The organism is Nonlabens sp. MB-3u-79 (assembly GCF_002831625.1).
Taxonomy (GTDB): Bacteria; Bacteroidota; Bacteroidia; order Flavobacteriales; family Flavobacteriaceae; genus Nonlabens.
Genome location: NZ_CP025116.1, coordinates 1086485 through 1099614 on the forward strand (window position 1 = coordinate 1086485; position 13130 = coordinate 1099614).

General features: G+C 38.3%; 14 protein-coding genes. 9 read left to right on the plus strand and 5 right to left on the minus strand.

Annotated elements, in window-relative coordinates; translation table 11 throughout:
- Complete coding sequence (gene dinB / locus CW736_RS04890) at nt 1–1089, plus strand: DNA polymerase IV (protein ID WP_101012841.1); 1089 nt, start codon at nt 1–3, stop codon at nt 1087–1089.
- Between the two features lie 90 nt (nt 1090–1179).
- Here dinB and pyk read toward each other — a convergent pair whose 3' ends face one another.
- The 5 genes from pyk to CW736_RS04915 all read right to left on the minus strand — a co-directional run bounded on the left by pyk (nt 1180) and on the right by CW736_RS04915 (nt 5576).
- Nucleotides 1180–2610 carry a pyruvate kinase gene (gene pyk / locus CW736_RS04895; protein ID WP_101012842.1) on the minus strand — a complete coding sequence of 477 codons (1431 nt, stop codon included), beginning with the start codon at nt 2608–2610 and terminating at the stop codon, nt 1180–1182.
- Nucleotides 2610–3098, minus strand: coding sequence for an IPExxxVDY family protein (locus CW736_RS04900; RefSeq protein WP_101012843.1), 489 nt, complete (start codon nt 3096–3098; stop codon nt 2610–2612). Before CW736_RS04900 ends, pyk begins: the two co-directional genes overlap by 1 nt.
- A 230-nt stretch (nt 3099–3328) precedes the next feature.
- Complete coding sequence (gene rnc, locus CW736_RS04905; protein WP_101012844.1) at nt 3329–4063, minus strand: ribonuclease III; 735 nt, start codon at nt 4061–4063, stop codon at nt 3329–3331.
- A gap of 18 nt (nt 4064–4081) precedes the next feature.
- Complete coding sequence (gene fabF / locus CW736_RS04910) at nt 4082–5329, minus strand: beta-ketoacyl-ACP synthase II (RefSeq protein ID WP_101012845.1); 1248 nt, start codon at nt 5327–5329, stop codon at nt 4082–4084.
- A 10-nt stretch (nt 5330–5339) separates the two neighbouring features.
- Nucleotides 5340–5576, minus strand: coding sequence for an acyl carrier protein (locus CW736_RS04915; protein ID WP_015361896.1), 237 nt, complete (start codon nt 5574–5576; stop codon nt 5340–5342).
- Nucleotides 5577–5730: 154 nt separating this feature from the next.
- On the opposite strand from CW736_RS04915, the gene purN reads away from it, so the two are divergent.
- From purN to CW736_RS04955, 8 genes are all read left to right on the plus strand, one after another.
- Nucleotides 5731–6294 carry a phosphoribosylglycinamide formyltransferase gene (gene purN, locus CW736_RS04920; RefSeq protein ID WP_101012846.1) on the plus strand — a complete coding sequence of 188 codons (564 nt, stop codon included), beginning with the start codon at nt 5731–5733 and terminating at the stop codon, nt 6292–6294.
- Nucleotides 6294–6773: a ribonuclease HI gene (rnhA, locus tag CW736_RS04925; RefSeq protein WP_101012847.1), complete on the plus strand. Its 480-nt coding sequence runs from the start codon at nt 6294–6296 to the stop codon at nt 6771–6773. The genes purN and rnhA overlap by 1 nt, the downstream gene beginning before the upstream one ends.
- A gap of 121 nt (nt 6774–6894) precedes the next feature.
- Entirely contained in the window at nt 6895–7125 is a 231-nt protein-coding gene (locus CW736_RS04930; RefSeq protein WP_101012848.1) for a ferrous iron transport protein A, read from the plus strand.
- Nucleotides 7118–9238 carry a ferrous iron transport protein B gene (feoB, locus tag CW736_RS04935; RefSeq protein WP_101012849.1) on the plus strand — a complete coding sequence of 707 codons (2121 nt, stop codon included), beginning with the start codon at nt 7118–7120 and terminating at the stop codon, nt 9236–9238. The genes CW736_RS04930 and feoB overlap by 8 nt, the downstream gene beginning before the upstream one ends.
- A complete protein-coding gene (locus tag CW736_RS04940; protein WP_101012850.1) occupies nt 9238–9369 on the plus strand; it encodes a FeoB-associated Cys-rich membrane protein in 132 nt (43 codons plus the stop codon). Before feoB ends, CW736_RS04940 begins: the two co-directional genes overlap by 1 nt.
- A gap of 277 nt (nt 9370–9646) precedes the next feature.
- Nucleotides 9647–10309, plus strand: coding sequence for a succinate dehydrogenase cytochrome b subunit (locus tag CW736_RS04945; protein ID WP_101012851.1), 663 nt, complete (start codon nt 9647–9649; stop codon nt 10307–10309).
- Nucleotides 10310–10316: 7 nt separating this feature from the next.
- Nucleotides 10317–12227: a fumarate reductase/succinate dehydrogenase flavoprotein subunit gene (locus tag CW736_RS04950; RefSeq protein ID WP_101012852.1), complete on the plus strand. Its 1911-nt coding sequence runs from the start codon at nt 10317–10319 to the stop codon at nt 12225–12227.
- Between the two features lie 137 nt (nt 12228–12364).
- Nucleotides 12365–13108 (plus strand): succinate dehydrogenase/fumarate reductase iron-sulfur subunit, encoded by a 744-nt coding sequence (locus tag CW736_RS04955; protein WP_101012853.1) that lies wholly within the window; start codon nt 12365–12367, stop codon nt 13106–13108.
- Nucleotides 13109–13130: the final 22 nt, after the last annotated feature.

A 13130-nucleotide genomic window follows, 5' to 3' on the forward strand; every position in this document is an offset into this window, starting at 1 on the left:
ATGCACGAACTGGCAGACAGGAAAATAATTCATGTAGATATGGATGCGTTTTATGCATCTGTAGAGCAACATGACAACCCAGACTTAAAGGGAAAACCTATTGCCGTAGGTGGAGGCAGTGATCGAGGTGTGGTCGCCGCAGCTAGTTACGAGGCACGTAAATACGGTGTGCGCAGTGCCATGCCTAGTGTGACGGCAAAAAGATTGTGTCCAGACCTTATTTTTGTAAAAAGCAGGTTTGACAGGTACCGAGAGGTGTCTGTACAGATAAGAGAGATTTTCCATGACTATACGGACCTGGTAGAACCTTTGTCGCTAGATGAAGCTTATCTGGACGTAACAGAAAACAAATATAATTTTCCCAGCGCGACCATTATTGCCTACGAGATCAGGAGGCGTATTTATGAAGTTACAGGAATTACAGCCAGCGCAGGAATATCAGTAAATAAATTCATCGCCAAAATAGCGAGCGATTACAACAAGCCTAATGGTCAGAAAACCGTTGTGCCAGAAGAAATCATTGAATTTCTGGAACAACTGGACATCCGTAAGTTTCATGGAATAGGTAAAGTCACTGCTGAGAAGATGTATCAATTTGGCATTTTTACTGGTTTTGATTTAAAACAGAAATCACTGGAGTTTCTGTCTGAAAATTTTGGAAAGAGCGGCACTCATTATTATAAAATCGTAAGAGGCATCCATAAAAGTCCTGTAAAAGCTGACCGAATTAGAAAATCTCTAGGTGCAGAACGCACCTTCTCTGAAAATATTTCCAGTGAAATATTTATGAAAGAACGTCTTATTCAGATTGCTGAAGAAATTGAGAAACGTATCTCAAAATCAGATGTGGCGGGAAAAACAGTAACACTTAAGATTAAATTTCGTGATTTTAAAACTCAAACTCGCAGCAAGACGTTGCCCTATTTTATACGAGACAAGCAAACGATTCTAAATACTGCCGTAGAACTTATGGAACAAGAGAGTTTTCGCGAAAGCGTGCGCCTATTAGGGATTACACTGAGTAATTTGAACACGGCAAAAGAGGAAGAAGAAGACTTTGTCGAAGTGCAACTGGGATTTGCGTTCTAAGATGGTGCTTTGTTTTAGCGATGCTTTTTATAGCACAAAAAAACCTTATCGATTTGATAAGGTTTTTATTATATACGGGTGGTCTGAGCGTTACTCTACTTCAGAAACTCTTAACGTATTTACCATTCCTTTATCAGTTACCGGCATCGCTGCTAGGTTGATTAGGAAGTCCCCTTTTTCTACAAATCCGTGGTCCTTAGCAAACTTATTGACATCTTCAATAGTCTCGTCTGTACTTACAAAACGGTCGTAAAGGAATGCTTTTACACCCCAAAGCAAACTCAGTTGTGTCAGTATACGGTGGTTGCTAGTAAAAGTAAGAATATGCGCAGCTGGTCTCCATGCACTAATTTGGAAGGCAGTGTATCCAGAATTGGTCATGGTGGTTATGGCTTTTGCATTAATCTCATCTGCCATTTTTGCGGCGTGGTGACATACTGATTTTGTAATGTATCTTTTTGTTTTTATGTGTGGTGCAGAGTGTGGGACTTTGATCAAGTCACTATTTTCTACAGCCAAACAAATACTAGTCATTTTTTCAATTACCTGAACTGGGTATTGACCTACAGAGGTCTCTCCAGAAAGCATTACAGCATCTGCTCCGTCCATTACAGAGTTTGCTACATCATTTACCTCAGCTCTTGTAGGAGTAAGGCTAGTGATCATAGTTTCCATCATTTGGGTAGCAATGATGACAGGAATACGCGCTTTCTTGGCTTTTAGAACAAGTGTTTTTTGTATCAATGGAACTTCATGAGCTGGAATTTCTACACCTAGATCTCCACGAGCAACCATTAAACCATCACAATAAGCAACGATTTTATCGATGTTTTCCACAGCTTCTGGTTTCTCAATTTTAGCAATAATTGGAATTTTATTTTCCGAGTGCTTTGCGATGAGTTCTTGTAATTCCATCAAGTCACGACTGTGACGTACAAAAGATAGAGCCATCCAGTCTACTTGTAATTCACAAGCAAATATGGCGTCCACGATGTCTTTTTCTGTAAGTGCAGGAAGGGAAATATTAGTTTGAGGAAGATTTACTCCTTTCTTAGATCTTAATGGTCCACCTTGAATAACTTTAGTAACTACATCTTTTATTCCATCAGTTGAAATGACTTCAAACATGAGTTTTCCATCATCAAGAAGGATGCGTTCTCCAGCTTTTACATCTCTTGGGAAGTGCTCGTAATTCATATAAACACGCTCTGCAGTTCCTTTAAAAGGAGTTCCTGTAGAGATGGTAATGATGTCACCCGGGTGCACGACTACTTCTTCTTTCATGACACCTACACGTAACTTAGGACCTTGTAAGTCTCCTAAAATACCAGTGGCAAAACCGTGTTCTTTATTGATGTCGCGTATCATTTGCACGCGTTCTCTTACATCCTCATGGTCTGCATGAGAAAAGTTGATTCTAAATACGTTGACGCCTGCTTTCATCATGGCCAGTAATACTTCTTTAGTAGAAGTTGCTGGTCCTAGAGTTGCGACAATTTTAGTTTTTTTAGTGTTTGGCATTATTCAAATATTAAATAATCTTGTTGTTTAATTTTAAAAGTATCTACTGGATAGACACTTATTACCTGAGGTATTTCCCCAAGGGCATTTATTAATTTTTTAACTGGAAAAAAGTCGGGATCTTTCTCTATTTTGAGTAGAAAATCAACTGTTCCATATTCTTTAATCAGAATGATTTTAACTTGCGCCTCCTCTTCATTATCAAACAATCCTAGGGACACCTTTTCTTGATTTGAAACACCCCAGTATTTATTCGGTATCAAATAAAAAGGTGCGTTTTGCTCCTCGTCAAAATGTTTATATACGGGATAATTTGCAGTATATGCTTGCTGCAAAATATCTTGATCGACCGCTGTCCTACTAAAGCCTATTTCTAAGTACTTATTAATGAAGTAAGCCATTCTGTAAGGCTCTGATGTAGAGTGTATAGCGATAAGCACATAGGGCTCTTCTTCTAATTCCCAATCTGTTAATTTGTGAACAGCCATCTGTTATCCTATTTAACCTTGCTAATTTAAGAAGACTAGAGACAAAATTACTGCGTAATAACCTTAAATGAACATAAAACATTACGAAAACGATAGTAGCTAGTAATATATTTTGATAATTTGCTATTATCTATTTGTATTGAATTTTGAGTTTTGATCAGATATGAAAGAGGAACTAAAAGCCAGATCAGGTCATTTATTTAAAGCTTAGTTTGCATTGTCTAGGTTTTCTAAAACTTGTCTTGAAGAGCAAAAAAAGCTCTTTTACTAGCCTTTTCTTCTGCCTTTTTTTTAGAAGTCGCTCTCGCTTTTGCAATGATGCGATTGTCAATTGTTAGTTTTACTGCAAAATGTCTGACTTCATCAGCACCGGTATCTTCATAGGTGTTGTATTCAAATTTTTTCTTATGCTTTTGACACCATTCAATTAGAAGACTTTTATAAGAGATCACCTTACCTTCCAGCTTTTCAATATCTACGTAAGGCTCAATAATCTTTTTACAAATAAACTTTTTACAGACGGCGTACCCTCGATCGAGATATACAGCTCCCACTAAAGCTTCAAATAAATTACCGTGAATATTTGCACCAAAATTGCGCGTCGGGACTTGCGTTTGTGCATATTTAATCAAGCCAAAATCTTGACCTAATTCATTGAGGTGTTCACGACTTACTATTTTAGAACGCATTTTAGTCAAATAGCCTTCATCACCATTCGGCACCTTATTATAAATGTATTCTGCTATAACCGCCCCTAAAATAGCATCACCTAGAAATTCTAAACGCTCATAACTTTGAGCAAATCCTTTAACTGTTTTTAGGCCCATTGATTTATGAGTAAAGGCAGTTTCGAAGATAGAAATATCCTTAGCTTTTAAGCCAGTCATCTTTTTTATTGCATCAGATAAACCTTCGTTAGTATGTGTATTACTTCGAGATTTAAATATTTTGCGAATTCTATTCATACAAATGAAAAGACCTGGTTAGATCTTTCTGAAGGCAAGGCAACAGTTATGGCCACCAAAGCCGAAAGTGTTACTCAAGGCAACGTTTACCTCTCTTATTTCAGGTTTGTTCAATACAAGTCTTAAGGAAGGATCAATATTTTCATCTCTAGTGGTGTGGTTGATTGTAGGAGGAATAATACCTTCAATTATAGCCATTACACTAGCAATAGACTCTATCGCACCTGCAGCACCTAGAAGGTGACCTGTCATAGATTTGGTAGAATTGATGCTTATGTTAGAGGTATGATCACCAAAAACGGCTTTAATCGCTTTCAACTCAGCAACGTCACCTAGCGGTGTAGAAGTTCCATGAGTATTGATGTGATCTACATCTTCAGGATTAATTCCTGCATTATGTAGTGTGTTTTTCATTACTGCAATAACTCCACGACCTTCAGGATCTGGAGCAGTAATGTGATACGCATCACTAGAAAAACCACCACCTATAACTTCTGCATAGATTTTGGCTCCACGAGCTTTTGCATATTCATAATCTTCTAGTACCAAAGCTCCAGCGCCTTCCCCTAGTACAAAACCATCTCTGGTAGCATCAAAAGGACGACTTGCTGTCTCTGGACTTTCATTGCGAGTAGACAGGGCATGCATGGCATTAAAACCACCCATTCCTGCTTGAGCAACAGCAGCTTCAGAGCCACCGGTTACAATAACATCACAATGTCCTAGTTTGATATAGTTAACGGCATCCAGCATCGCATTTGCACTTGAGGCGCAAGCAGATACTGTTGTGTAGTTAGGCCCCATAAATCCATATTTAATAGAAATATGAGCCGGAGCTATATCAGCAATCATTTTTGGTATAAAGAAAGGATTGAAACGAGGCACACCGTTACCAGCTGCAAACGCTTTAACTTCTTCCTGAAAAGTTTCTAGACCACCTATTCCAGCACCCCAGATAACACCGACTCTATATTTATCTATAGAGTCGATATCTAGTCCAGAGTCAGCTATAGCCTCGTCGCCTGCAACCAGTGCATACTGGGCAAATCGATCCATGCGTCTAGCTTCCTTGCGGTCCATAAAATCAGTAACATTAAAGTTCTTGATTTCACAAGCGAATTTTGTCTTGAAATGTTCTGTATCAAAATAAGTGATAGGAGCAGAACCGCTCTTACCTGCTTTTAATGCCTCCCAATATTCCTGTAGGTTATTCCCTATAGGAGTAAGGGCACCCATTCCTGTAATGACAACTCGCTTTAATTCCATGTAATATAAATTACGCTTTTGCTTCTTCGATGTATGAAACAGCTTGACCTACAGTAGCGATGTTTTCAGCTTGGTCGTCTGGGATCTGGATATCAAATTCTTTTTCAAATTCCATGATCAACTCAACTGTATCGAGTGAATCTGCGCCTAAGTCGTTTGTGAAGCTTGCTTCTGTTACAACTTCGTTTTCGTCAACACCTAATTTGTCTACGATAATCGCTTTTACTCTTGATGCAATGTCTGACATAATAATCTAATTTTAATTTTATATGAATTGCAAAAATAACAAACTTTGCGTTAAAACCATCTTTTAGCTAATTGAGTTAACTTGCAATTTCATTTATTTTATTTTAACCCCCTCATTCAGCCATGGTTTTACAACAAGTTTATCAAAGAGATATATGAAGAAAATAGTCATTTTAGCGAGCGGTAATGGCACTAATGCTCAGTCAATTATAGATCATTTTAAAGATTCTGAAACTGTTGAAGTTTCACTGGTTTTATCTAATAAACCACAAGCTTTTGTGTTAGAACGAGCGAGTAAAGCTGGTGTTCCTGCCCTAAGTTTTAATAGATTCGCTTTCGCGAAAGCGGAACAAATACAACTGCTTTTAAATGCAGAACAGCCTGATTTAATCGTGTTAGCTGGGTTTTTGTGGAAAATCCCATCATTTTTAATTCAAGACCATCCTAATAAGATTATTAACATTCATCCAGCTTTATTACCTAATTATGGTGGAAAAGGTATGTACGGCATGAATGTGCACCGAGCAATTATTGAAAATAAAGAGAAAGAAAGCGGTATTACTATTCATTATGTAAATGAAAATTATGATGAAGGCGCTATTATTAAACAAGCTACTTGTGCTATAAGTCCTACCGATACTGCTGAAGATCTCGCTGCAAAAATTCACCTATTGGAACAAGAGTACTTCTCAAAAACCATTGAAGAATTACTTCAATAATGGAGGAAGTACACATTTATACAGACGGTTCTTCTCGAGGTAACCCAGGTCCTGGCGGCTATGGTATCGTGATGATCGCAGTAGGAAAAGGCTTTAAAAAGGAATTTTCTCAAGGCTATCGCAAGACCACTAATAACCGCATGGAACTCCTCGCTGTTATTGAAGCACTTGAAAAAATTAAAAAGGATAATGTGAAAATCACCGTTTTTACAGACAGTCGCTATGTGAGCGATGCGATCAATAAAAACTGGATGGCCGGTTGGATAAAACGCAAGTGGAAAAACGTTAAGAATCCAGATCTATGGAAACGTTTTTTAAAAGCTTATAATAGAACACAGCCTAAAATGAAGTGGGTGAAAGGTCATAACGATCACCCTATTAATGAAAGATGTGATGCGCTTGCTGTAAATGCGGCTATGAATAAATCCAATCATTTAGTGGATGAAGGTTTTGAGGCTGGAGACAAGGGGTTGTTTTAATTGTGGTATCACAGGTGATTAAACCAGCTTTTTTCATTATAATTTTTCTTTAACAACTTTAATTTTAGCAAACCACCATCATGCCTTACTTTTGCTTATTCAAATTAATTCTAAATAAGCATTGAGTACTACTATAGCAGACTTAAAGAGAGGAGAAACGGCTATTATCAAGCAATTTGATGAGATCGATGTGCCGTTAAAGTTACTGGAAATGGGTTGCTTACCAGGTAATCGGGTCACCATGATGCAGTCTGCACCATTCAAAGATCCTATTTATCTCGATATTAATGGAACTCACCTTGCTATTAGAAGGGAAACAGCTATTAAAATTAGAGTAGAACTCGATGGGTAAATCAATCAATGTATCGCTAATAGGGAATCCTAATACAGGAAAAACATCTCTATTCAATAGACTTACCGGTCTCAACCAGCAGGTAGGGAACTATCCTGGAATTACCGTAGAGAAAAAAGAAGGTTTATGTAAACTAGACCGAGGTCTTAAAGCGCATATCCTAGACCTACCTGGAACTTATAGTTTGAACACCACATCATTAGATGAAAGTATCGTAGTAGAGACTTTACTCAATAGGAACTCCAAGGATTTTCCAGATGTTGCTGTTGTTGTTTCTGATATCGAAAACTTAAAAAGGAATCTGCTGGTATTTACCCAGATTAAAGATTTAGAAATCCCTACCATACTGGTCATTAACATGGCCGATCGTATGAAGCGCAAAGCGATCTCTCTAGACATCGACTTGATGCAGCAAGAGCTCAATACTACTGTAGTTTTAGTGAGTGCGCGCAAAAACCAAGGGATTCAAGAGCTTAAAGATGCTATAGCCAACTATAAAAAGCTGACCTCTGAGCCTTGTGTTAACGCATCGATCATTGATACCGAATATTTTGAAAATCTCAAGAAAACCTATCCCAATCAGCTGGTTTATAAGTTATGGTTGGTGATTACTCAAGATGTCAATTTTGGAAAGCTAGATCGTAATCGTGATATAGAAGATTTAAAGCAGCATAAGTTTGACATCAAATCGGAGTCAGATCTTAACAGAATGCAACACAAAGAAACAGTGGTGCGTTATCAATTTATCAATGGCTTGCTTAAAAAAGTACTTACGGTTGATACCGCAAATGCAAAAGATATAAGAACACGACTTGACCGTGTGTTGTTGCATAAGGTTTGGGGTTATTTGATCTTTTTTGTCATTTTGTTAGTCATTTTTCAGGCTATCTATGATTGGAGTACGTATCCTATGGATTGGATCGATGGTGCATTTGCTAGTATGAGTTCTTGGGCAAATAACTTTTTCCCAGCAGGACCCTTAACAGATTTATTAGCCGAAGGTATTATACCTGGCTTAGGAGGTATCGTCATATTTATACCACAAATTGCATTTCTATTTCTCTTCATCGCCATTCTAGAAGAAAGTGGCTACATGAGTCGTGTGGTCTTTCTTATGGATCATATCATGAAGAGATTTGGTTTAAGTGGTAAGAGTGTGGTTCCCTTAGTTTCTGGGACAGCCTGTGCTATTCCAGCAGTTATGGCCACTAGAAATATAGAAGATTGGAAAGAGCGATTGATTACCATACTGGTAGTACCGTTCACCACTTGTTCGGCTAGATTGCCGGTTTATTTGATCATTATTTCTTTAGTAATTCCTGATGAGCGTATTTTAGGCGGTGCTTTTAATATGCAAGGACTTACATTGATGTTATTGTATTTGTTAGGTTTTGTAGCTGCTATATTTTCTGCCTGGGTTTTGAATATGATACTGCCTATAAATCGCAAATCATTTTTTGTCATGGAAATGCCTTCTTATAAATTGCCGATGTTTAAAAACGTGGCGATAACGGTTATTGAAAAAACCAAAAGCTTTGTAGTAGGAGCCGGTAAGATCATTATGGCTATTTCTGTAGTTTTATGGATACTGGCCAGTTATGGAGTAGGAGAAGAGTTTAACAATGCCGAGGCCATTGTCAAAGAACAATATGGAAATCAGAATTTGACAGTGGAAGAAATGGATCAAAAGATTGCTTCTCACGAGTTGGAATACAGTTTTATAGGGCACATAGGTAAAGGGATTGAGCCTGCAGTAAGACCTTTGGGTTACGACTGGAAAATTGGAATTGCGATAGTAAGCTCTTTTGCAGCGAGAGAAGTTTTTGTAGGAACTCTGGCAACTATTTACAGTGTAGAAAGCGATGGAGAGGAAGAACAAACCATTAAGAAGCGTATGGCAGCAGAGACGAACCCTATTCTAGGAGGTCCATTATTTAATTTTGCCAGTGGTATTTCCTTGTTGTTATTCTATGCATTTGCTATGCAATGTATGAGTACACTAGCCATTGTAAAACGAGAAACCAATAGCTGGAAATGGCCAGCGATTCAATTTTTCTTCATGACTGCTGCGGCATATTTTGCTGCACTGGGCGCATTCCAAATATTGAAGTAATGTATATAACACAAACCATAATCGTTATTCTTATTGCTGTAGCAGCAGTGCTTTGGCTTTTTAGAAAATCATTTTTCCCTAAAAAATTCAAATCTTCTGATTGTGGTGATGGAGATTGTGGTTGTCATTAAAATTTAGTATTGTTAGACTTGATACCTATAGATTGCTATAAAATTTATAAGGAACTTGTAGAGATGCCATAGTGGACTAAAACGCCGGTTTTTCTTTTCTAATAAATTCAAAGACAAATTGTTATAATTGTTTATTTTTGATATGATAGGAACGTATTTCTAGCGTATTCTAGTTTCTTTAAGACTAGTGTGTTCTACGATTAGGAAAATGATTCTGTTGTCATAACCAATTAGCAGATTTCTTTTAAATAATAATTGGTATTAAATAATAGTATCAATGAATGTACTCTTCTGTAGAAAAAACATTATTGCTGTTACAGGATTATTTTTATGTATTTTTTTAATCGTCCACCTCAGTGCCAATGCGATCCTTATTTTTCCTAAAGAAGTCGCTCGAGGATGGTACAATTCCTATTCCACAACCTTAAGAGAAAGTCCCTTAATTAAGATCGTAGCTTATCTCTTATACCTGTCTATTGTTCTTCACGCTCTATATGCCTTATTGATTACCATAAGAAATAGAAAAGCAAAACCACAGAAATATGTTATGGATCATAGTTCAGAAAACAGTACTTGGGCCTCTAAAAACATGGGATTCCTTGGGGTACTAATTTTGGTTTTTATCATGATACACTTGGCTAATTTCTGGGCACGTATCAAATTAGGCTTAGGGGAATCAGTAGGCGTTGATGCAAAGGGGAATAAGGATGTTTATGAAGTCACTTATTCCTTGTTCCACAACATCTATTTTGTGTTATTTTATGCTATATGTGCTGTACCACTAGCTTACCACTTGCATCACGGGTTTAAAAGCAGCTTTAAAACCTTGGGGTTTTACCATAAAAAAGGTACTGCAATTATTGCCAAAGCATCTTTAGTATACGCTATCATTATGGGGGTAGGATTTGGTCTCATTCCAATTATTGTTTACTTTAAATAATTAGAAAATGAAATTGGACGCAAAAATCCCTAAAGGAAAACTGGAAGATAAATGGAGTAATTATTTAATGACTTCTAGACTCATCAACCCAACAAATAAGAAAAAACTCCATGTCATTGTCGTTGGTTCTGGATTATCTGGAGCCGGTGCGGCAGCTACTCTAGCAGAATTGGGTTATGAGGTAAAATGCTTTTGCTATCAAGATTCTGCCAGACGAGCACATTCTGTAGCCGCTCAAGGAGGAATCAATGCTTCAAAGAATTATCAGCACGATGGAGATAGTGTGTACCGCATGTTTTATGACACACTTAAAGGCGGCGATTTTAGATCCAGAGAAGCAAACACTTATAGACTCGCTGAGCTTTCAGCCCCATTGATAGATCACTATGTGCAGCAAGGAGTCCCTTTTGCTCGAGAATACGGAGGCACTTTAGTTAATAGAAGTTTTGGAGGCGTACAAGTACAGCGCACTTTTTATGCAAGAGGGCAAACCGGCCAACAGCTGTTACTGGCAGCTTACTCGCAATTGTACAAAATGATACGAGCTAAAAAAGTAGAAATGTTTCCTCGTAGTGAGATGTTGGATCTGGTGGTTATTGATGGAAAAGCAAAAGGTATTATCATACGGGACTTAGTCACTGGTGAATTAAAACGCTATGCAGCAGATGCTGTGGTACTGGCTACTGGTGGCTATTCTCGTGTTTTCAGATTGTCAACCCTAGCAATAGGCTGTAACGGAAGTGCTTTGTGGAAAGCGCATAAAAAAGGGGCTTATTTTGGTGCGCCTAGTTTTACACAGATACACCCTACTGCTTTGCCGCAGTCCAGTGATGCCCAATCTAAGCTTACCTTAATGTCGGAGTCTTTGAGAAATGATGGGCGTATTTGGGTTCCCAAAGTTAAAGGAAACACAACCGAAGCAAATGCTATTCCTGAGGAAGAGCGCGACTATTATTTAGAGCGTCGGTATCCAACTTTTGGAAATCTAGCTCCGCGAGATATCGCCTCGAGAGCCGCTAAAGAGCGTTTGGACGCCGGTTATGGCGTAGGACGCTTAAAGAATGCCGTCTACCTTGATTTTAAACACGCCATTGATAAACTCGGGTTGGAGACCATCAAAGATCGCTACGGGAATCTCTTTAAGATGTATAAAAAAATTACCGGCATCGATGCGTATACTACGCCAATGCTCATCTCGCCAGCAGCTCATTTTTCAATGGGCGGGCTCTGGGTAGATTATGAATTAATGACGACCATTCCAGGCTTGTATGCTATAGGAGAATGTAATTATTCTGATCATGGGGCTAACCGTTTGGGGGCAAATTCATTGCTTCAAGCAAGTGTAGACGGTTACTTTATATTACCCAATACCATTAATAATTACCTAGCAGGAGAGATCAAAAAGGAGCAGCCTACTGTAAACGATCCCGCTTTCGCGAAAGCGGAACAACAAACTCAAGAACATATAGATCAACTACTAGCAGTTCAAGGAACTAAAACCGTGGATCATTTTCATAGAGAACTAGGTCAAGTGATGTGGCAAGAATGTGCCATGAGTAGAAATCAAGATGGGCTTATAAAAGCCATTGCTCAAATCAAAAACATTAGAAAGGAGTTTTGGAAGGATGTCAAAGTTACGGGTCATGATAAAGAAATGAATACAGAGCTAGAAAAAGCCTTGCGCCTTGCTGATTTTATAGAGTTGGGAATATTAATGTGTACCGATGCATTGCAACGTGAAGAATCTTGTGGAGCACATTTTAGAGAAGAATATCAAACGGAAGAAGGAGAAGCAGTGCGTGTAGATAAGGATTACAGTTATGTTTCTGCTTGGGAATACGATCAGGGCAACTTTAAATTACATAAAGAATCCCTAGAATTTGAATTTGTAACAGCTTCATTGAGAAGCTATAAGTAATAGGTTTTTTAGTCATAGCAGACAAGTTGTTAGCTTAAGGATGACACCAATTACTTAAAACAGTAAAAATAAATTTATAGTTGTAGCTTAAAGAGCTCTATTACACAGCTCATCAGTCAACCAATAACTAAGCAGTTATGAAAGTAACATTCAAAATATGGAGGCAGGAAGGACCTCAAGATAAAGGCGCTATAAGAGACTATGTGGTGGATGGCCTCACGGAGGATATGTCTTTTTTGGAAGCTTTAGACCACCTTAATGAGTTGTTAGTCCTCCAAGATGAAAAGGTGATTGCGTTTGAATACGATTGTCGAGAAGGTATTTGTGGACAGTGCGGGGTGTTTATAAATGGACGTGCTCATGGACCTCATGATCATATGACGACTTGCCAATTGCATATGCGTAGTTTTAAAGATGGCGACAGCATTGTCGTAGAGCCCTGGCGAGCAGCTTCATTTCCAGTCATTAAAGACTTGATTGTTGACCGCTCTTCTTTGGATAGAATTATAGAACAAGGGGCATTTATTAGTTCCAAAACAGGAACAGCTCCAGAGGCAAACACGATCCTTATCTCTAAAGAAGTGTCAGATAGAGCCATGGATGCCGCGGCTTGTATAGGTTGCGGTGCTTGTGTAGCCACTTGTAAAAACTCCTCTGCTGCTCTGTTTACATCAGCAAAAATCAATCATTTAAACAGTTTACCACAAGGTAAGGTTGAAGAACATCAACGCGTCCAGCAAATGACCTATCAAATGGAAAAAGAAGGCTTTGGGAGTTGCACGTTTACAGGTGCTTGCGAGGTGGAATGTCCAGAAGGTATCTCCCTACTAAATATTGCCGAAATGAATGCAAGACTAATTAAATCTAAGGTATTGGGGTAAGGTGAGTCCTGACCAGTAGGGT